The organism is Paenibacillus sp. fava2 (genome assembly GCF_058313675.1).
In genome coordinates this window covers 1,748,631-1,773,345 of the sequence record NZ_CM177755.1, presented here as the reverse complement: position 1 = coordinate 1,773,345, position 24,715 = coordinate 1,748,631, and the positions used below count along the sequence as shown (strand labels likewise).

The 24,715-nt window shown below is 42.9% G+C and carries 2 protein-coding genes; both read right to left on the bottom strand.

Going from position 1 to position 24,715, the window contains the following annotated elements; all coding sequences use genetic code 11:
* Positions 1–52: 52 nt before the first annotated feature.
* Complete coding sequence (locus AC4G46_RS07565) at positions 53–10,798, bottom strand: non-ribosomal peptide synthetase (RefSeq protein WP_491127382.1); 10,746 nt, start codon at positions 10,796–10,798, stop codon at positions 53–55.
* Entirely contained in the window at positions 10,798–24,711 is a 13,914-nt protein-coding gene (locus AC4G46_RS07560; protein ID WP_491127381.1) for an amino acid adenylation domain-containing protein, read from the bottom strand. The genes AC4G46_RS07565 and AC4G46_RS07560 overlap by 1 nt, the downstream gene beginning before the upstream one ends.
* Positions 24,712–24,715: the final 4 nt, after the last annotated feature.

Below are 24,715 nucleotides of genomic sequence, written 5' to 3'. Positions count from 1 at the left end.
ATAGTAACCACCCCATGAAAATGCTACAGTTCACGGGATGGTTACATGTTACTTAGATTTTTCTTTTAGCCTTATCTACAACATATTCTTCCAGTAACTTATTAGGATCTGCTAGCACCTTATCCAACAGCAATATATATTTTTGCATCATATATTCAATTGTTAAAGGTTCAAACAAACCCGCGAGGTAATTACACATAACTTCTATTCCATTTGCGTATTCAGTAACATACCAGACTAACTCAAATTTAGTATCTTGTACTCTTTCAATATGACTGAAACTAAAATCATTAATGTACTCCTTAGTACTCCCCCCCATATTCAACATGTTGAAAAAGGCGGATATCTTTGGATATTTAATTTTCATTTCATCTGCAATTAATTCCAAGGGATAGCTTTGATATTCTAACGCGCACAATGTGTTTTCATTTATTTTTTTCATTAATTCAATGAAGCTTTCTTTCATATCCATTTCATTCCTAAGAATGGTGGTATTTATAAAATACCCTATTACATTCTGTAAATCCGCATGTTCTCTACCAAATGTCGCAGTTCCGATTAATATATCTCTTTGTTTTGTCAGAGAAGATAAAAAGAAATTAAATGTGGTTAGCATTACCACAAAAAGACTAATACCATTTTCTTGGGCCAGTTCTTTTAATTTATCTTTTGTTGCTTCCGTAAGAATAATTCTATATCCGCTGCTCTCTTTTTTATTTTGATTATTCGCTCGATAATCTACTGGTAATTTTAGAATCGGAACTTCTCCACTTAGCTGCTTAAACCAAAATGTCTTAGCCGGCTGTGTCATTTCCTTACTTCCAATTAACTGATTCTGCCATGCCGCAAAGTCCTTATATTGTACTTTCAAAGGTTCTAGCTTATAATGTTTTCCTTGCTTATTAGCTTCATACAATAAGAAAAATTCCTTCTTTAATACTTCTAATGACCAACCGTCAGAAATTATATGATGCATGCAATAAATCAAGTCATACTCATTCTCGGTAATTTTAACTGCCTTTACATAAATGAGCGGTCCTTCATTTAGATTAAATAATCTGGTAGACATTTCTTCATATGCTCTTCTTCTTCCCTTAAATCTTTCTTCTTGGTCTAAAGTAGACAGATCTTCCGTTTCAATATTGAAATTAACCTGTTCATCAATGATCTGAACAACTTCATCAGCATCGATAAAGCGAGTTCTAAATACTTCATGTCTTTGTAGAAGAGTGTTGAATACATTTTGTATAGCGGAGAGATTCACCTCTTCAAATAATGTGAAATATTCTGACATATTATAGGCCGGACTGTTTGGTTCCAGCTGATTTAGAATCCATAACCTCTTTTGAGCGTAGGACAGTTCATAGAATCCATGCTTTGGCAAAGGTACGATCTCGTTATAAATGGAGTCTTGACTTCCACTGCTCTTAATTCTCCCAGCCAAAGATGAGATATTAGGAAGGCTATATATTTCTTTCAAAGAGAGCTTCATACCAAAGTTCTTTTGTATTAAACTAACTACTTGTACTGCTTTTAAGGAGTGGCCTCCCAGTTCAAAGAAATTATCATTAATCCCTATAATCTCGACCTCTAATACTTCTCTCCAAATATCTACAAGCTTCTCTTCTATTTCATTTCTTGGTGCTTCATACGCTGTACCTGTTGCTATACTTCCATCCGGCTCCGGTAATGTTTTTCTGTCTATTTTCCCATTAGTCGTCACTGGCATTCTTTCCAGTTGTACAAAGAAGGATGGGATCATATATTCCGGAAGTCTCTTCAATAAATACGCCCTTAGCTCTCCTATTGTTAATTCCTTCTCCGATACGATATAGGCGCAAAGATACTTATCCCCTTGCACATCCCTTCGATCCAGTACGACCGTCTCTTTAATTCCTTCATAAGTTAGGATGCTGCTTTCGATTTCGCCAAGTTCAATTCTAAATCCGCGAATTTTAACTTGATGGTCTAATCTTCCTAAATATTCTATATCTCCGTTTGAAAGAATTCTGCCCAAATCACCCGATCTGTACATTGTCTCATTTAATTTATACGGATTTTTCAGAAACTTTTCTTCGGTTAGCTCTTTTCTGTTCAAATAGCCTCTGGAAACTCCTTCTCCACCCACGCAAATTTCTCCGGCTACCCCGATTGGCTGGAGTTTTAAATGGTTATCCATTATATATGCAGCTAATGTCGGAATAGGATTGCCAATATTACTAATCCCTCGTTCCATCTCCCTAATCGTTATCTCTTTATAAGTAACATGTACAGTGGTCTCTGTTATCCCATACATATTTACTATTTTTATTTCAGGATACTTCTCAATCCATCCTTTTAAAGCCTCCGGCTTTAGCATTTCTCCACCGAATATTACATATCTCAATTTTAACTGCTTATCACTACACTTTAATTCCTGATTCATTAGTCCATAAAATGGAGTTGGTATTTGATTTAGTATGGTTACAGCCTCTTTTTTTAGTATCTTTAAAAACTCCTCTGAATCAGCCGCAGTTTCTTTAGATACTAATACAAGTTTCCCTCCATACAGCAGCGCTCCATACATTTCCCATACTGAAAAATCAAAACAAAATGAATGAAACATTGTCCAAACATCATTCGAATTAAAGTCATAGGGATTGTTATCATTAAACATTAGTCTGATAACGTTCCTATGTTCAACCATTACTCCCTTAGAATTGCCTGTTGTTCCTGAAGTATAAATAATATAGGCCAAGTCGCTCGGGGCATTTATGGGCTCCGGATTATTCGGATTTTCATTGAATGAGCTCTCATCGGCCAGATCAATCAATTCTCCCGCATACTCTATAGCTTCCGCTATAGCAGTATTGCTCAGCAGCACTTTGCTTCCACTATCCTTCAGCATGTATTCAATTCTTTCCTGCGGGTAGGACGGGTCGACCGGCAGGTAGGCTCCTCCTGCTTTCAGGATTCCCATGATGCCTACGATCATTTCTATTGATCTCTCCACCATGATGCCTACAATCGTATCTGGACCTGCACCTTTGGCTCTTAACGTTCTCGCCAGCCGGTTCGCCTGCTCATTTAATTCCCGGTAGGTGAGCTGCTCCTCTTCGAAGACCACCGCGACCTGCTCCGGTGTCCGCTCTACCTGCTCCTCAAACAGCTGCTGCACAGTCTTGTCTCTCGGGTAATCCGCACAGGTATCGTTGAATTCGTAGAGCAGCTTCTGCTTTTCGGCTTCTGTCAGTATTCCGATGTCTTGCAGCCGGGTTTTCCGGTCCCCCGTAATGGCCTTCAGTATATTTACATAATGCTGTACCATTCGTTCAATCGTTTCTCTCGTGTACAGCTCCGTGCTGTACTCAAAGTCGATTTCAATCGTTTCACCCGCCTCTGCTGCCGACAGGGTTAGATCGAATTTGGCTACTTTCTGTTTCTGCCCGTAGTCCTTACATACCAGCTCTTTGAGCTCAATCTCCGCCGTATCGAAATTTTGCATCGTAAACATAACATCAAACAACGGATTTCTACTGATATCCCTTGGTATATCCAGCTGCTCTACCAATTCGTCGAACGGGTAGTCCTGATTCTCATACGCTTGTAATGCACTTTCCTTGACTGTCTTAAGGAATTCTTCAACGCTCAGATCTCCCAGCGGATAGTTTCTTAGCGCAAGGGTATTCACAAACATTCCGATCAGGTTCTCCAGATCGCTATGCGGTCTTCCCGCGATGGGGCTGCCCACGATAATATCTTCTTGTCCGCTATATTTGGACAATAAGATGTTGGCTGCCGATAACAGCACCATATACATCGTGCTCCCTGTTTCCCGGGTTACGCGCTTTAGTCCCTGCGTGAGTTCCCGGTCCAGCTCAAACCGGATACTTTCTCCCTCAAAGCTCTGCATCAGCGGTCTTGCATAGTCGGTCGGCAGGTTCAGCACAGGCACTTCACCGCTGTACCGCCCGATCCAGTATTCCTTCTGCTTCTCCATCTCTTCCGATTGTAAGAGCTTGTTCTGCCAGGCCGCATACTCTTTATATTGAATCCGCAGCGGCTCCAGCTCATCGCCTTCATAGAGCTTTGCGAATTCTTCAATTAATACGCCCATCGATACCCCATCGGAGATGATGTGGTGTATATCGAACAGCAGAAGATGTCTGTTCTCTTCCCGCTGGATTAGCCCCACCCGCAGCAACGGTGCCCGGCTTACATCAAAGGCCCTCACAAATTCTCCGATGATCTCATCTGCTTCTTGTTCTGTATCCGCCTCGTAACGCTCCAGAAGCAAGTCAACCGGATCATTTACAATTTGGACAATCTTGTCTTCTCTCATTTCAAAGGAGGTTCTCAGGGTTTCATGTCTCCGGATCAAGCTGTTGAAGGTGGCCTCTAGGCGTTCTACCTCCAGCCGGCCTTCTATCGACAGCGCTCCGGGCAAATTGTATCCCGTGTTCTCCAGGTCAAACTGCTGCAGCACATACATTCTCTTTTGTGCCGAAGACGCTGCATAGCTTTCCTGTTTCTCCACAGCCTCAATCGAGGCATACAGGCTCACTGTTTCCTTACCTGTGACATACTCACTGATTCCTTGAATCGTCGGAGACTTGAACAGCTCTCTAAGCGGTATTTCCACATCGCATGCTTTGTGCATTCTGGAGAGAAGGACCATCGCTTTTAAGGAATGTCCTCCCAGCTCAAAGAAGTTATCCTGGATCCCCACGCGGTCTACCTCTAATACTTCGCTCCAGATCCCGGCCAGCTTCTCTTCCCTTTCATTTCTCGGCGCTTCATACGCTGTTCCTGTCGTTACTCCGCCGTCCGGTTCTGGCAAGGCTTTCCGGTCTATCTTTCCATTCGGGGTGACCGGCATTGCTTCCAGCTGGACAAAGTAGGACGGGATCATATAGTCCGGAAGTTTCTCAGATAGATAAGACCTGATTTCTCCGACGCTTACTTCATGCTCGGAGACCATATAGGCGCATAGATACTTATTCCCCTGCGCATCCTCCCGGTCCATTACGACCGTTTCATTGACGCCTTCGTAATGCAGGAGGCTGCTTTCGATCTCTCCCAGCTCGATTCGGAATCCGCGGATCTTCACCTGATAATCGGATCTGCCTAAGAATGCGATATTGCCGTCCGGCAGCCATCGTGCCAGATCCCCGGTCCGGTACATTTTTGCACCGGCTTCGAATGGATTCTCCACAAACTTTTCTGCCGTTAATTCCGGTTTATTCAGATAGCCTCTGCCTACGCCAATCCCTGAAACACATAGTTCACCCGTTACTCCAACAGGACATAATTGTCCCTGATTCAGGATATAGATTTTCATGTTCTGCACGGGCTTACCGATAGGCACGATATCCTTCTCAGAGTCGGAATCGATCACGAAATGCGTGATATCATCTGAAGCCTCTGTTGGACCATAGGCATTGACCAGTTTGATATGGTCATACAAGCTAAACCATTCTTTCGTGGCTTTTCCCTGCAGGACTTCTCCGGTCACCAGCATATATTTCAAGGAGGGCAGCTCCACGCTGGACTGCTTCATTTCATTCAGCATCGCCGACAAGTAGGTCGGAACAACCTCTAAAATGCTGATTTGATCTTCAATCACCCGCCGGATGAACGCTTGTGGGTGTAAAATCAATTCGTCCGGATAAATGACAACGTTGCCTCCCACTACAATCGAAGACAGCAATTGCCATACGGAGATATCAAAGCAATGGGAGGCGTTTTGTGCAATCACACTTGTCTCGTCAATTCCGAGATCGTGGATCTTCGCAAATAAATGATTCACCATGCCGGCCTGCTCGATCATGACACCTTTGGGTCTGCCCGTACTGCCTGATGTATAAATGACATACGCTAAATCGCTTAATTGCCCTGCCTGCTCCAAATTATCTGCCTGCTGGTCTTTTCCTACGAGGCTCGTGAACACTACGGCTTCAAGGCCAGCACCCGCGCTCAATTGCTCCCGGTACTGCTCTTTTATGATTACGATAGGGGTGGAACTATCTTCCAAAATATAATGTATTCTGTCCGCTGAATATTTCACGTCGATAGGCAGATAGGCGCCCCCGGCTTTTAGAATGCCCAGCATCGAGATTAGCATCTCCAGGGAACGCTCCATCATGATGCCTACGATCGTATCGGTCCCTACCCCTTTGGCTCTTAACGTTCTTGCCAGCCGGTTCGCCTGCTCATTTAATTCCCGGTAGGTGAGCTGTTCCTCTTCGAAGACCACCGCGATCTGCTCCGGTGTCCGCTCTACCTGCTCCTCAAACAGCTGCTGCACAGTCTTGTCTCTCGGGTAATCTGCACAGGTATCGTTGAATTCGTAGAGCAGCTTCTGCTTTTCGGCTTCTGTCAGCATCCCGATGTCTTGCAGCCGGGTTTTCCGGTCCCCCGTGATGGCTTTCAGTATATTTACATAATGCTCTATCATTCGTTCAATCGTTTCTCTCGTGTACAGCTCCGTGCTGTACTCAAAGTCGATTTCAATCGTTTCACCCGCCTCTGCTGCCGACAGGTTTAGATCGAATTTGGCTACTTTCTGTTTCTGCCCGTAGTCCTTACATACCAGCTCTTTGAGCTCAATCTCCGCCGTATCGAAATTTTGCATCGTAAACATAACATCAAACAACGGATTTCTACTGATATCCCTTGGTATATCCAGCTGCTCTACCAATTCGTCGAACGGGTAATCCTGATTCTCATACGCTTGTAATGCACTTTCCTTGACTGCCTTAAGGAATTCTTCAACGCTCAGATCTCCCAGCGGGTAGTTTCTTAGCGCAAGGGTATTCACAAACATTCCGATCAGGTTCTCCAGGTCGCTATGCGGTCTTCCCGCGATGGGGCTGCCCACGATAATATCTTCTTGTCCGCTATATTTGGACAATAAGATGTTGGCTGCCGATAACAGCACCATATACATCGTGCTTCCTGTTTCTTGGGTTACACGCTTTAGTCCCTGCGTGAGTTCCCGGTCCAGCTCAAACCGGATACTTTCTCCCTCAAAGCTCTGCATCAGCGGTCTTGCATAGTCGGTCGGCAGGTTCAGCACAGGCACTTCACCGCTGTACCGCCCGATCCAGTATTCCTTCTGCTTCTCCATCTCTTCCGATTGTAAGAGCTTGTTCTGCCAGGCCGCATACTCTTTATATTGAATCCGCAGCGGCCCCAGCTCATCGCCTTCATAGAGCTTCGCGAATTCTTCGATTAATACGCCCATCGATACCCCATCGGAGATGATGTGGTGCATATCAAACAGCAGAAGATGTCTGTTCTCTTCCCGCTGGATTAGCCCCACCCGCAGCAACGGTGCCCGGCTTACATCAAAGGCCCTCACAAATTCTCCGATGATCTCATCTGCTTCTTGTTCTGTATCCGCCTCGTAACGCTCCAGAAGCAAGTCAACCGGATCATTTACAATTTGGACAATCTTGTCTTCTCTCATTTCAAAGGAGGTTCTCAGGGTTTCATGTCTCCGGATCAAGCTGTTGAAGGTGGCCTCTAGACGTTCTACATCCAGCAGGCCTTCTACCGTCAGCGCTCCAGGCAAATTGTATCCCGTGTTCTCCAGGTCAAACTGCTGCAGCACATACATTCTCTTTTGTGCCGAAGATGCTTCATAGCTTTCCTGTTTCTCCACAGCCTCAATCGAGGCATACAGGCTCACTGTTTCCTTACCTGTGACATACTCACTGATTCCTTGAATCGTCGGAGACTTGAACAGCTCTCTAAGCGGTATTTCCACATCGCATGCTTTGTGCATTCTGGAGAGAAGGACCATCGCTTTTAAGGAATGTCCTCCCAGCTCAAAGAAGTTATCCTGGATCCCCACGCGGTCTACCTCTAATACTTCGCTCCAGATCCCGGCCAGCTTCTCTTCCCTTTCATTTCTCGGCGCTTCATATGCTGTTCCTGTCGTTACTCCGCCGTCCGGTTCTGGCAAGGCTTTCCGGTCAATTTTCCCATTCGGGGTGATCGGCATTGCTTCCAGCTGGACAAAGTAGGACGGGATCATATAGTCCGGAAGTTTCCCTGATAAATAGGTTCTAATCCCTCTGACGGTTACTTCCTTCGCAGAGACCATATAAGCGCATAGATATTTATTCCCCTGCGCATCCTCCCGATCTAGAACCACAGCCTCTTTGACTCCATCATAAGCTAATACATTTCTTTCAATCTCACCCAGCTCGATTCGGAATCCGCGGATCTTCACCTGATAATCGGCTCTGCCTAAGAATTCGATATTGCCGTCCGGCAGCCATCGTGCCAGATCCCCGGTCCGGTACATTTTTGCACCGGCTTCGAATGGATTCTCTACAAACTTTTCTGCTGTTAATTCCGGTTTATTCAGATAGCCTCTTGAAAGCCCATCTCCACTAACGCATAATTCTCCATAAAACCCTATAGGCATAAGCATATAGTTTTTATCTACTACATAAGCTTGTGAATTTGATATAGGCTTGCCAATCGGTATATTAGTCTCAGCTGTTTCCTCTATTAAATAAGTGGTTGAAAAAGTTGTATTTTCAGTTGGCCCATATCCATTTATAATTTCAAGTTCACTACATTCTCTTCTTACAAGGTTAATATACTTAGTTGACAAAACATCCCCGCCAACCAATAAACATCTCAGCTTTTTGAAGATCGTTATACTCTGTTCAGCTATTTGATTAAACAACTGAGAGGTTAACCATAAAATTGTAATATTTTCCCCGGTTACAAGCTCCTCTAAAAGTTGCGGATAAATAATAGTTTCTTTCCGACATATATGTAATTCTAATCCATTCAATAAAGCTCCCCAAACTTCAAAAGTTGAAGCATCAAATACCATGGACCCGGTTTGAAGAATTTTATCATTTTCTTTAAAAGCTATATAATTCGTATTTTTAACCAATCTAACAATATTCCGGTGTTCACACATTACCCCTTTAGGACGACCAGTCGTTCCGGATGTATAGATAACATATGCCAAATCGTTTGAATGATTAATGATATTCAGATTGTTTGATTCTGTATAAGCTATGCCCATTCCAGACAGTTCTATAGTCTCACCATCAAATACTATATTTTTATCTATCTCTTTTTCACTCAATAGCAATATACTGGAACTATCTTTCAGAATATATTCTATTCTTTCTTTCGGATAGCTTGGATCTAGCGCGAGATACGCGCCACCCGCCTTAAGAATCGCTATTATTCCCAATATCAAATCCAGAGAAGGTTGTGCCATGATTCCAACTATCGTATCTGAGACTACACCCTTGGTTCTTAATACTCTTGCAAGTGTATTTGCCTTATCGTTTAATTCCTTATAAGTTAAGTTCTCATTTTCAAATGCCACAGCTATATGATCGGGCGTTTTTTCTACTTGTTCTTCAAATAATTCATGTATCGTTTTCTCTCTTGGATACTCTTCTTTAGTGTCATTAAACTGAAGCAAAATCTTGTTTTTTTCCTCTTCTCCAATGATCTCAATATGTTCGATTAATACTGAATCATTTTCCACCACGCACTTTGCTATATTTTCAAAATGCCGGCCTATAGCTTCAATCGTTTTCAGATCATATACAGCCTCATTAAACAAGAATTCTAAATTGAGCGTACCTTCCATAAAGACGGTAATATTAAAATCATAATTTGTGCGTTCACTGGATGTTATATTTTCCACCGTAAATCCCAAAGAACCATCCTGGCTGTTACTTTTCACTTCTTTTCCCACTGGAAAGTTTTCAAAAGCAATTATATTATTAATTAATTCATTCCTCAGATTTGAAGAAGCTTGTATTTCATGTAGCGGATAATAGCTGTATTTTGTCGCCAAAATAGACTCAGTATTCAATTTCTTAAGTATATCCTTGAATTTCATAGACTCGTCACATTTCACCCTGACAGGGACAGTATTAATAAATAGCCCCACCATTGTTTCAATTCCTTCAACTTCAGGATTTCGACCTGAAACTACAGACCCATATACGACATCGCTCGTATTGTTGTATTTCTGAAGAAGTATTCCCCATATAGCCTGAACTACGGTGTATTCAGTAACCCTATTCGCCTTCGCCACTTCTTTTATTTTGGTTGTTAACTCTTCCTCTAAACTGAAGCATAGTTTGTTTAATAAGTAGCCGGAACCGTTCTTCTTACGCTTGCTACAAGGAACAATTGCATTACTATCGTAATTTTCAAGGTATTCTTTCCAATATTCCCTGGCCTCTTCTTTGTCTTGATTATTCAGCCATTTAATATAATTCAAATATGGATATACTGGCTTCAGGTTTGGTTTACTTCCTTTTTTAAGAGCATTGTAAATTGTGAAAAACTCACCGATGATGATGCCCATGCACCATCCGTCCATAAGTATATGATGATGACTTAGCATCATCATATACTCCTCTTCTTCTGTTTTTAGTACGGATATTCTCATTAAAATATCTTTGGAAAGATTAAAGCCCTTTTTCTTATCATTTTCAATTAGCGTTTCAATATACTTTTTCTTCTTCTCATTCCCCAGTTCCGTTGCATCTTCAAAATATATCTTGGCATTCCTATTCTTAAAAACGATTTGCCTTGGCTTACTTAGATTTTCATACACAAACACTGTTCTTAATATGTCATATCGCTCAATCAGTATATTGAAGCTTTTCTCAAAAACATCCACATCCAGTTGTCCATTTATGGTGAGTACATCGCTTGTAAAATATGAATCATGCTCATCATATAGCGAATGGAACAACATCCCCTCTTGCATAGATGTTAACGGGTAGATATTTTTAATATTCGGATTCATCCCCATTATTCTTCGCCTCCAAAACTACTCAAATACTCAAGTTCTTCTAGCGTTAATTCATCATCCCCAAGATCAGAGGGTGTTAGTTCTACTCCTTCCTTCAAGGCGCAGTGGTCAATTATTGTATTTAAGCTCTCTCTGTAGCCCTCTAAGATATTCTGCATTGTATGCTCAGAGTAATTACCGGTGTTAAATTCGACTGATATATTTAATTGATTCTCTATAACAATTCCCTTAAAACTCAGGCCCGGTAATATTTTATGCCCGCTAATCACTGAGTTCCCATTATTTATACTGGATATTGTAAATAGATCTGTTGGTATACTCTGATCAAATTCCCCTAAATAGTTGAAACTAATTTCAGGCCTTTGTCTAAAAATCAATCCATCTAACTGATTTTTATCTGTTAGATATTTCAGTATCCCATAGCCTAGTCCCTGATTAGGAACATGCCTTAGGTTCTCCTTAACACTTTTAATTACATAAGCTATATCCTCGGATTTTGTCATATCTAGTACTATTGGATATTGTGATGTGAACCATCCAACAGTCCTGGATATATCGACATTTTTCAAAACAGCTTCCCTTCTATCCCCTTCAAAATCTATAATTATTTTGTTTTGCTTCATATAATCTTTAATAGTTAACCCTAAAGCTGCGATCAGCAGATCGTTTGTTTCAGTATTGTACGCTGAGTTAACTTTCCGTAATAACGCATCTGTTTGTTCTGTTGAGAATACAATCTCCAATTTCCTTGTACCGGTTATTGTACTCACGCTAAATTCATATTCCTTTTGCAGTGGCTTAATTTCATCAGCCTCTATCTGCTTCCAATACACAATTTCTTTTAGGAGTCCTCGGCTTAAAGAATATTCCTTCAGCCTCTGTGCCCATTCTTGGTATGAACTAGTCTTATCGGCGAACCTGATTTCTTCACCATTAATATACTGACGATAGCCTAATGAAAAATCTTCAAGTATTATTCTCCATGACATATCATCTGCTACCAGATGGTGAATTATTACTACCATATGATCTCCATCATCTGCTTTAAACAGTCCAACCTTTAAAAGAGGACCAACATTAAGATTCATATTCGCTTGTAGCGCATTGCACTTCCTCACCATTTCTTCTTTACAGTTTTCTTTTTTTCTATAGTCAAAGATTTCAAAATCATATACTTCACCATCATTGCCCCGATTGAATTGGATTACATTTTTATGTGTCGTCTCGTAAACCATTCTTAAAGCATCATGGTGTTGAACAATCTTCTCAAAAACTGCCTTGACTATTTCTTCAGTAAACCGTTCCTTTCTGTAAAGCATTACTGATTGGTTCCAATGGTGTGCATCTACATCACTTTCTTCAAAAAACTGTGCTTGAACAGGAGTAAGGAGAACATTCCCTTCCACAGTCCCTTGATTACATACTATTTCTAAGGGTTCAACATGTTGTGCAATTTCTTTTATTATTTGATTTTTGAATATATCAATAATTTCCAATTTTAATCCATAATTATATAATCTCGATGCTATTTGTATAGCTTTTATCGAATCGCCGCCAAGCTCAAAGAAGCTATCATTTATACTTATTTGTGCTCTCTCAAGTACCTCTTCAAAAACTGAACACAGCTTCTCTTCTATCTCATTTCCCGGTGCTTCGTACTCTTTTCCTGTCATCATACTGCCATCAGGTTCTGGTAGCGCCCTTCTGTCTACTTTCCCGTTTGATGTGACCGGCATTTCGTCTAAGCTTATGAAGTAGGCTGGAATCATATACTCCGGAAGCGTCTTTAATAGATATGTTCTTAGCTCTCCTATTGATAAAGCCTGTTCCGATACTACATACGCACAAAGGTATTTATTCCCCTCTTTATCCTTACGGTCCAGAACAAGGGCTTCCCTCACGTCACCATGCGTTAATATTCTGCTTTCTATCTCTCCAAGCTCTATTCTGAATCCGCGGATCTTAACCTGATGATCTACTCGGCCCAAAAATTCTATATTCCCATCTGACAACCATCTTGCAAGGTCACCTGTACGGTACATCATTACTCCAGGCTCAACGGAGCTTTCACCAAATTTCTCTTTAACTAATTGAGGGTGATTCAAATATCCCCTGGCTACCCCATGTCCGGCTATATATAACTCTCCGGCAACACCTATCGGAAGCAGATTTCTCTCCTGATCCAAAATGTATGCTCTATAGTTTGAAATAGGTTTTCCTATAGGTATATTATTCTTATTATTAATTTCACATTTATAATAGGTTGCGCATACGGTAGTCTCGGTTGGGCCATATGTGTTATATACTTTGGCGCCACCTATTAAGTTATTAAAATACTCTGTTTTTAAAATATCCCCTCCACTTATAAAGGTGTGTATAGAGCTTAGATTGTTACTCTTATTTAACTCATTTAAAAATAAAGGAGAGCAGCTTACCATGCTAATATTATGTTTAGTAACTATATGCTCCAATTTCTGAATATCTAGGGCATCGTATTTATTGCATATAACAAATTTACCGCCAGTAAAAAGTACCGGATATACCTCGTCTACAAAACCATCAAAACAATAGGTTGCCTGCTGGAGGAAGGTATCTTCATCACTTAGATCAAATTCATCTAAAAATGCAGATATATATGCATTCAGATTCCTATGTTCAACCATTACTCCCTTAGAATTGCCTGTTGTTCCTGAAGTATAAATAATATAGGCCAAGTCGCTCGGGGCATTTATGGGCTCCGGATTATTCGGATTTTCATTGAATGAGCTCTCATCGGCCAGATCAATCAATTCTCCCGCATACTCTATAGCTTCCGCTATAGCAGTATTGCTCAGCAGCACTTTGCTTCCACTATCCTTCAGCATGTATTCAATTCTTTCCTGCGGGTAGGACGGGTCGACCGGCAGGTAGGCTCCCCCTGCTTTCAGGATTCCCATGATGCCTACGATCATTTCTATTGATCTCTCCACCATGATGCCTACAATCGTATCGGTCCCTACCCCTTTGGCTCTTAACGTTCTCGCCAGCCGGTTCGCCTTCTCATTTAATTCCCGGTAGGTGAGCTGCTCCTCTTCGAAGACCACCGCGACCTGCTCCGGTGTCCGCTCTACCTGCTCCTCAAACAGCTGCTGCACAGTCTTGTCTCTCGGGTAATCCGCACAGGTATCGTTGAATTCGTAGAGCAGCTTCTGCTTTTCGGCTTCTGTCAGTATCTCGATGTCTTGCAGCCGGGTTTTCCGGTCCCCCGTAATGGCCTTCAGTATATTTACATAATGCTGTACCATTCGTTCAATCGTTTCTCTCGTGTACAGCTCCGTGCTGTACTCAACGTCGATTTCAATCGTTTCACCCGCCTCTGCTGCCGACAGGGTTAGATCGAATTTGGCTACTTTCTGTTTCTGCCCGTAGTCCTTACATACCAGCTCTTTGAGCTCAATCTCCGCCGTATCGAAATTTTGCATCGTAAACATAACATCAAACAACGGATTTCTACTGATATCCCTTGGTATATCCAGCTGATCTACCAATTCGTCGAACGGGTAATCCTGATTCTCATACGCTTGTAATGCACTTTCCTTGACTGCCTTAAGGAATTCTTCAACGCTCAGATCTCCCAGCGGATAGTTTCTTAGCGCAAGGGTATTCACAAACATTCCGATCAGGTTCTCCAGATCGCTATGCGGTCTTCCCGCGATGGGGCTGCCCACGATAATATCTTCTTGTCCGCTATATTTGGACAATAAGATGTTGGCTGCCGATAACAGCACCATATACATCGTGCTTCCTGTTTCTTGGGTTACACGCTTTAGTCCCTGCGTGAGTTCCCGGTCCAGCTCAAACCGGATACTTTCTCCCTCAAAGCTCTGCATCAGCGGTCTTGCATAGTCGGTCGGCAGGTTCAGCACAGGCACTTCACCGCTGTACCGCCCGATCCAGTATTCCTTCTGCTTCTCCATCTCTTCCGATTGTAAGAGCTTGTTCTGCCAGGCCGCATACTCTTTATATTGGATCCGCAGCGGCTCCAGCTCATCGCCTTCATAGAGCTTTGCGAATTCTTCGATTAATACGCCCATCGATACCCCATCGGAGATGATGTGGTGCATATCGAACAGCAGAAGATGTCTGTTCTCTTCCCGCTGGATTAGCCCCACCCGCAGCAACGGTGCCCGGCTTACATCAAAGGCCCTCACAAATTCTCCGATGATCTCATCTGCTTCTTGTTCTGTATCCGCCTCATAACGCTCCAGGCTGAAGTCAACCGGGTCATTAATTATTTGGACAATCTTGTCTTCTCTCATTTCAAAGGAGGTTCTCAGGGTTTCATGTCTCCGGATCAAGCTGTTGAAGGTGGCCTCTAGGCGTTCTACCTCCAGCAGGCCTTCTATCAACAGCGCTCCAGGCATATTGTATCCTGTGTTCTCCAGGTCAAATTGCTGCAGCACATACATTCTCTTTTGTGCCGAAGACGCTTCATAGCTTTCCTGTTTCTCCACAGCCTCAATCGAGGCATACAGGCTCACTGTTTCCTTACCTGTGACATACTCACTGATTCCTTGAATCGTCGGAGACTTGAACAGCTCTCTAAGCGGTATTTCCACATCGCATGCTTTGTGCATTCTGGAGAGAAGGACCATCGCTTTTAAGGAATGTCCTCCCAGCTCAAAGAAGTTATCCTGAATCCCCACGCGGTCTACCTCTAATACTTCGCTCCAGATCTCTGTCAGCTTCTCTTCCCTTTCATTTCTCGGCGCTTCATACGCTGTTCCTGTCGTTACTCCGCCGTCCGGTTCTGGCAAGGCTTTCCGGTCTATCTTTCCATTCGGGGTGACCGGCATTGCTTCCAGCTGGACAAAGTAGGACGGGATCATATAGTCCGGAAGTTTCTCAGATAGATAAGACCTGATCTCGCCGACGCTTACTTCCTTCGCAGAGACCATATAGGCACATAGATATTTATTCCCCTGCGCATCCTCCCGGTCCAGAACGACCGTTTCGTTGACGCCTTCGTAATGCAGGAGGCTGCTTTCAATCTCTCCCAGCTCGATTCGGAATCCGCGGATCTTCACCTGATAATCGGATCTGCCTAAGAATGCGATATTGCCGTCCGGCAGCCATCGTGCCAGATCCCCGGTCCGGTACATTTTTGCACCGGCTTCGAATGGATTCTCTACAAACTTTTCTGCCGTTAATTCCGGTTTATTCAGATAGCCTCTGCCTACGCCAATCCCTGAAACACATAGTTCACCCGTTACTCCAACAGGACATAATTGTCCCTGATTCAGGATATAGATTTTCATGTTCTGCACGGGCTTACCGATAGGCACGATATCCTTCTCAGAGTCGGAATCGATCACGAAATGCGTGATATCATCTGAAGCCTCTGTTGGACCATAGGCATTGACCAGTTTGATATGGTCATACAAGCTAAACCATTCTTTTGTGGCTTTCCCCTGCAGGACCTCTCCGGTCACCAGCATATATTTCAAGGAGGGCAGCTCCACGCTGGACTGCTTCATTTCATTCAGCATCGCCGACAAGTAGGTCGGAACAACCTCTAAAATGCTGATTTGATCTTCAATCACCCGCCGGATGAACGCTTGTGGGTGTAAAATCAATTCATCCGGATAAATGACAACGTTACCTCCCACTACAATCGAAGACAGCAATTGCCATACGGAGATATCAAAGCAATGGGAGGCGTTTTGTGCAATCACACTTGTCTCGTCAATTCCGAGATCGTGGATCTTCGCAAATAAATGATTCACCATGCCGGCCTGCTCAATCATGACACCTTTGGGTCTGCCCGTACTGCCTGATGTGTAAATGACATACGCTAAATCGCTTAATTGCCCTGCCTGCTCCAAATTATCTGCCTGCTGGTCTTTTCCTACGAGGCTCGTGAACACTACGGCTTCAAGGCCAGCACCCGCGCTCAATTGCTCCCGGTACTGCTCTTTTATGATTACGATAGGGGTGGCACTATCTTCCAAAATATAATGTATTCTGTCCGCTGAATATTTCACATCGATAGGCAGATAGGCGCCCCCGGCTTTTAGAATGCCCAGCATCGAGATTAGCATCTCCAGGGAACGCTCCATCATGATGCCTACGATCGTATCGGTCCCTACCCCTTTGGCTCTTAACGTTCTCGCCAGCCGGTTCGCCTGCTCATTTAATTCCCGGTAGGTGAGCTGCTCCTCTTCGAAGACCACCGCGATCTGCTCCGGTGTCCGCTCTACCTGCTCCTCAAACAGCTGCTGCACGGTCTTGTCTCTCGGGTAATCTGCATAGGTATCGTTGAATTCGTAGAGCAGCTTCTGCTTTTCGGCTTCTGTCAGCATCCCGATCTCTTGCAGCCGGGTTTTCCGGTCCCCCGTGATGGCCTTCAGTATATTTACATAATGCTGTACCATTCGTCCAATCGTTTCTCGTGTGTATAACCTTGCGTTATATTCCAGTTGAACGATAATATTTTCTTTCATTTCACTTGTTATAAATTCCAGATCAAACTTGGCTATTTTCTGTTTCTGCCCGTAGTCCTTACATACCAGCTCTTTGAGCTCAATCTCCGCCGTATCGAAATTTTGCATCGTAAACATAACATCAAACAACGGATTTCTACTGATATCCCTTGGTATATCCAGCTGCTCTACCAATTCGTCGAACGGGTAGTCCTGATTCTCATACGCTTGTAATGCACTTTCCTTGACTGTCTTAAGGAATTCTTCAACGCTCAGATCTCCCAGCGGATAGTTTCTTAGCGCAAGGGTATTCACAAACATTCCGATTAGGTTCTCCAGATCGCTATGCGGTCTTCCCGCGATGGGGCTGCCCACGATAATATCTTCTTGTCCGCTATATTTGGACAATAAGATGTTGGCTGCCGATAACAGCACCATATACATCGTGCTCCCTGTTTCCCGGGTTACGCGCTTTAGTCCCTGCGTGAGTTCCCGGTCCAGCTCAAACCGGATACTTTCTCCCTCAAAGCTCTGCATCAGCGGTCTTGCATAGTCGGTCGGCAGGTTCAGCACAGGCACTTCACCGCTGTACCGCCCGATCCAGTATTCCTTCTGCTTCTCCATCTCTTCCGATTGTAAGAGCTTGTTCTGCCAGGCCGCATACTCTTTATATTGAATCCGCAGCGGCTCCAGCTCATCGCCTTCATAGAGCTTTGCGAATTCTTCAATTAATACGCCCATCGATACCCCATCGGAGATGATGTGGTGCATATCGAACAGCAGAAGATGTCTGTTCTCTTCCCGCTGGATTAGCCCCACCCGCAGCAACGGTGCCCGGCTTACATCAAAGGCCCTCACAAATTCTCCGATGATCTCATCTGCTTCTTGTTCTGTATCCGCCTCGTAACGCTCCAGAAGCAAGTCAACATGATCATTTATAATTTGGACAATCTTGTCTTCTCTCATTTCAAAGGAGGTTCTCAGGGTTTCATGTCTCCGGATCAAGCTGTTGAAGGTGGCCTCTAGGCGTTCTACCTCCAGCCGGCCTTCTATCGACAGCGCTCCGGGCAAATTGTATCCCGTGTTCTCCAGGTCAAACTGCTGCAGCACATACATTCTCTTTTGTGCCGAAGACGCTTCATAGCTTTCCTGTTTCTCCACAGCCTCAATCGAGGCATACAGGCTCACTGTTTCCTTACCTGTGACATACTCACTGATTCCTTGAATCGTCGGAGACTTGAACAGCTCTCTAAGCGGTATTTCCACATCGCATGCTTTGTGCATTCTGGAGAGAAGGACCATCGCTTTTAAGGAATGTCCTCCCAGCTCAAAGAAGTTATCCTGGATCCCCACGCGGTCTACCTCTAATACTTCGCTCCAGATCCCGGCCAGCTTCTCTTCCCTTTCATTTCTCGGCGCTTCATACGCTGTTCCTGTCGTTACTCCGCCGTCCGGTTCTGGCAAGGCTTTCCGGTCTATCTTTCCATTCGGGGTGACCGGCATTGCTTCCAGCTGGACAAAGTAGGACGGGATCATATAGTCCGGAAGTTTCTCAGATAGATAAGACCTGATTTCTCCGACGCTTACTTCATGCTCGGAGACCATATAGGCGCATAGATACTTATTCCCCTGCGCATCCTCCCGGTCCATTACGACCGTTTCATTGACGCCTTCGTAATGCAGGAGGCTGCTTTCGATCTCTCCCAGCTCGATTCGGAATCCGCGGATCTTCACCTGATAATCGGATCTGCCTAAGAATGCGATATTGCCGTCCGGCAGCCATCGTGCCAGATCCCCGGTCCGGTACATTTTTGCACCGGCTTCGAATGGATTCTCCACAAACTTTTCTGCCGTTAATTCCGGTTTATTCAGATAGCCTCTGCCTACGCCAATCCCTGAAACACATAGTTCACCCGTTACTCCAACAGGACATAATTGTCCCTGATTCAGGATATAGATTTTCATGTTCTGCACGGGCTTACCGATAGGCACGATATCCTTCTCAGAGTCGGAATCGATCACGAAATGCGTGATATCATCTGAAGCCTCTGTTGGACCATAGGCATTGACCAGTTTGATATGGTCATACAAGCTAAACCATTCTTTCGTGGCTTTTCCCTGCAGGACTTCTCCGGTCACCAGCATATATTTCAAGGAGGGCAGCTCCACGCTGGACTGCTTCATTTCATTCAGCATCGCCGACAAGTAGGTCGGAACAACCTCTAAAATGCTGATTTGATCTTCAATCACCCGCCGGATGAACGCTTGTGGGTGTAAAATCAATTCGTCCGGATAAATGACAACGTTGCCTCCCACTACAATCGAAGACAGCAATTGCCATACGGAGATATCAAAGCAATGGGAGGCGTTTTGTGCAATCACACTTGTCTCGTCAATTCCGAGATCGTGGATCTTCGCAAATAAATGATTCACCATGCCGGCCTGCTCGATCATGACACCTTTGGGTCTGCCCGTACTGCCTGATGTATAAATGACATACGCTAAATCGCTTAATTGCCCTGCCTGCTCCAAATTATCTGCCTGCTGGTCTTTTCCTACGAGGCTCGTGAACACTACGGCTTCAAGGCCAGCACCCGCGCTCAATTGCTCCCGGTACTGCTCTTTTATGATTACGATAGGGGTGGAACTATCTTCCAAAATATAATGTATTCTGTCCGCTGAATATTTCACGTCGATAGGCAGATAGGCGCCCCCGGCTTTTAGAATGCCCAGCATCGAGATTAGCATCTCCAGGGAACGCTCCATCATGATGCCTACGATCGTATCGGTCCCTACCCCTTTGGCTCTTAACGTTCTTGCCAGCCGGTTCGCCTGCTCATTTAATTCCCGGTAGGTGAGCTGTTTCTCTTCGAAGACCACCGCGATCTGCTCCGGTGTCCGCTCTACCTGCTCCTCAAACAGCTGCTTTACGGTCTTGTCTCTCGGGTAATCCGTGCAGGTATCGTTGAATTCGTAGAGCAGCTTCTGCTTTTCGGCTTCTGTCAGCATCCCGATCTCTTGCAGCCGGGTTTTCCGGTCCCCCGTGATGGCCTTCAGTATATTTACATAATGCTGTACCATTCGTTCAATCGTTTCTCTCGTGAATAATCTTGCGTTATATTCCAGTTGAAAGATAATGTTATCTTTCATTTCACTTGCTGAAAATTCCAGATCAAATCTAGCTACAGTATTATCCAGTTTATAATTTCCAAATTTCAAGTTTTCAAGTTCAATCTCTTTTGAATTAAAGTTTTGCATTTTAAACATAACATCGAATAATAAATTTCTGCTCATATCTCTAGTCAAATTTATATTATCCACCAATTCCTCGAATTGGTAATCTTGGTTCTCGTAGGCCTGCAATGCACTTTCCTTGACTGCTCTAAGGAATTCTTCAACGCTCAGATTTCCCCCCGGATAGTTTCTCATGGCAAGCGTATTCACAAACATTCCGATGAGATTCTCCAGGTCGCTATGCGGTCTTCCTGCTATTAGACTTCCTACTATAATATCTTCTTGTCCGCTATATTTGGACAGCAAGATGTTTACTGCCGACAACAGCACCATATACATCGTGCTTCCTGTTTCCCGGGTTACTCGCTTTAGTCCCTGCGTGAGTTCCCGGTCCAGCTCAAACCGGATACTATCTCCCTCAAAGCTCTGCATCAGCGGTCTTGCATAGTCGGTCGGCAGGTTCAGCACAGGCACTTCACCGCTGTACCGCCCAATCCAGTATTCCTTCTGCTTCTCCATCTCTTCCGATTGTAAGAGCTTGTTCTGCCAGACCGCATAATCTTTATATTGAATCCGCAGCGGCTCCAGCTCATCGCCTTCATAGAGCTTCGCGAATTCTTCAATTAATACTCCTATCGATACCCCATCGGAGATGATGTGGTGCATATCGAACAGCAGAAGATGTCTGTTCTCTTCCCGCTGGATTAGCCCCACCCGCAGTAACGGCGCCTGGCTTAAATCAAAAGCCCTGACAAATTCTCCGATGATCTCATCTGCTTCTTGTTCTGTATCCGCCTCATAACGCTCCAGGCTGAAGTCAACCGGGTCATTAATTATTTGGACAATCTTGTCTTCTCTCATTTCAAAGGAGGTTCTCAAGGTTTCATGTCTCTGGATCAAGGTGTTGAAGGTTACCTCTAAGCGCTGTACATCCAGTTGCCCTTCTACCGTCAGGGCTCCAGACATATTGTATCCCGTGTTCCTCAGGTCAAATTGTTGCAGCAAATACATTCTCTTTTGTGCCGAAGACGCTTCATAGCTTTCCTGTTTCTCCACAGCCTCAATCGAGGCATACCGGCTCACTGTTACCATATTTGTGATATACTCACTGATCCCTTTGATCGTCGGCACCATAAACATTTCTCTAAGCGATATATCCACATTGAATACTTTATGTATTTTGGAGAGAAGCACAGTTGCTTTTAAGGAATGTCCTCCCAGTTCAAAGAAGTTATCCTCGATCCCTACGCGGTCTACTCCTAATACTTCACTCCAAATCACGGCCAGCTTCTCTTCCATTTCATTTCTCGGCGCTTCATACGCTGTTCCTGTAGCTACACTTCCATCCGGCTCTGGTAAGGCCTTTCTGTCAGCCTTACCATTAGGTGTAATCGGCATTGCTTCCAGCTGTACAAAGTAGGACGGAATCATATATTCCGGGAGTTTTCCCGATAAATAGGTTCTAATTCCTCCGACAGTTACTTCATTCGCGGAGACCATATAGGCGCATAGATACTTATTCCCATATGCATCCTCCCGATCCAGAACCACAGCCTCTTTAACTCCATCATAGGTTAATATATATCTTTCAATCTCACCCAGTTCTATTCTAAATCCGCGAATTTTAACTTGATGATCCAATCTTCCAAGGTATTCAATATTTCCGTCAGGCAGCCATCTTGCTAAATCTCCAGTCCGATACATCTTTGTGCCGGCTTCAAATGGATTATCGACAAACTTTTCTGCTGTCAATTCCGGTTTATTAAGATAGCCTCTAGCTATCCCGTCCCCTGAAATACATAATTCACCGTTAACTCCTATCGGCTGGACATGAAAATTTTCATCTACGATATATAGTTTTATATTATCTATTGGTTTTCCAATGGGGATCATCTGAAGATCAGCTAAAGGGGAGCAGTCAAAATATGTAACATCTATAGTTGCCTCTGTCGGTCCATACAAATTACAAAGTTGCATTTCATAGTCATTAAATAGAATATCATTAAACCTTTTGACAAGATTTAAAGTAAGCGCTTCTCCGCTTGAGAAAACTTGTTTAATCCCTTGGACTTTTTCTTGCTTTTTTTCCTTTTCAACATAATCTAAAAATAGATTCAGCATAGAGGGTACAAAATGAAGAACTGTAATATTGTTGGATTGAATGGTCTCCGTAATTAATTTCAAATCCTTCTCCCCACCCTGAGGGAGTAAGCACACACTAGCCCCAACCAGTGACCACCAAATTAACTCCCATACGGAGACGTCAAAAATATACGTTGTTTTTTGTAAAATAACATCTTCGGGGGTTATCGGATATTTTTTTTGCATCCACAGCAACCTATTAACAAGTGAATAATGTTCAATCATTACCCCTTTAGGATTTCCGGTACTTCCCGATGTATAGATTGTGTATGCCAGATTTTTTGAAGTATTGATGTTCTCCAGGTTATTTTTACGATATGAATACGTTTTTTCATCATTCAAATTTAGTTTCAGGCCCTTGAAATCCACCTTATTCAATAGATGCTCTTGAGTAATCAAAATTCCCGTTCCGCTGTCTGCAAGCATATATTTTATTCGATCATTTGGATATCCCGGATCTATCGGCAGATAAGCTCCGCCTGCCTTTAATATCGCCATTATCCCTACTATCATTTCAAAGGATCTTTCTGTCATTATTCCCACGATCGAATCAGCTTTAACCCCGTTACCTCTTAGTACCCATGCAAGACTGTTTGCTCTTTCATTTAACTCTCTATATGTCAAATTTTCATTTTCAAATATTACTGCGATGTTGTCGGGTTTCTTCTCCACTTGAGCTTCAAATAATTCCTGAATTGTCTTAGTAAATGGATAATCCGATACAGTATCATTGAATTCGTATAAGACTTGATTTTTTTCTTCTTCAGATAATATATTTACCTTTTCTAATCTAACATTAGGTTCAGTTATTAAAGCATCTATAATTCTTTCTAAGGCCCCTCCCAATTTCCCGGCTAGACTGTCATCTAATGAAAAACTGTTATAGTTAAACTTAAATTCAATCCCGTTAAATGTAACTATCTCCAGGGACAGGTTGTAGTTTGTTTTTTCTTTAATCGAGAAATTGTCTATTGATAAAATATTTCCCTTTTTCAAGTGAACATCCAAGGGATAATTTTCAATAGTAACTATTGAGTTGAAAATTTCCTCATTAAATTTCAATCCAGTGTAATCCTTTATATCAATTAAAGGTGTGTTCTCGAATGCTTTTCGATCATTAAGAGTCGAATTCACATTTCTTATCAAGTCAATAAGCTGAGTGTCACAGTCATATTTTACTCTTAACGGTATGATGTTGATAAATAATCCAATCATATTGTCTACTGATTTAAGGCTTTCCGGTCTACCTGATACCGTTGTACCAAATAGACCTTCTTGAGAGTTACTTAATTTATTCAGTAATACTCCCCATGCCCCATATAATATCGCTGATAATAAAATCTTATTTACCTTTGCAAATTCCTTAATTGCGTTTACTTTGTTTTCACTCAATGTATATATTACTTCTTTATTAGTCCCTGCCTTTTTACAACTAAAAAAGTCCGATTTCTCATCCATATTATTCAGATAATTGGTCCAATATTGTTTTTCTTTTTCTTTATCAAGACTGTTTAAATGTTTAATAAATTCACTGAAACTTATTTTATTTTCATTTTTTACATCGCTTGACTCATATAGAGAAGTATATGTATCCATTAATTCTTTTAATATTATCCCGGTACTCCAGCCATCATACAAAATGTGATGATTGCTAATGATCATTTCATGAGTGTTCTCAGTTAACTTACACAGGTAAACCCTCAAAGTTTCATACATTATATCTATTCTATTATTTAAGTCTTCAGCTTTAATCTTTTCCAATTGCTTGTTTAGATCGAGCTCCATTGTAAGATCGGAGTAGTTAATTTTCATTTCATGCTCTTTAAGCACGATTTGAACCGGTTTTTCTATGCCTTTCCATCTAAAAATAGTCCTTAACATTTCATTCGATTTAATGACTAAGTCCCATGCTTTTTGCAGTAAATCTAAATTCAAATCACCTGAAATCTTTATACTTAACTGTTCGTGATATTGTTCACTGTTTGTATCACTAATATAATGAAACAACATTCCTTCCTGGGTGCTTGTCAGATTCATTATATTTACAATGCTATCTTTTTTAATTTTCCTGTTCATTTCA

Bases quoted from the DNA above. Each gene is read 5' to 3' on its own strand.
- AC4G46_RS07565 (WP_491127382.1), bottom strand. From the start codon at position 10,798: ATGGGGATGAATCCGAATATTAAAAATATCTACCCGTTAACATCTATG.
- AC4G46_RS07560 (WP_491127381.1), bottom strand. From the start codon at position 24,711: ATGAACAGGAAAATTAAAAAAGATAGCATTGTAAATATAATGAATCTG.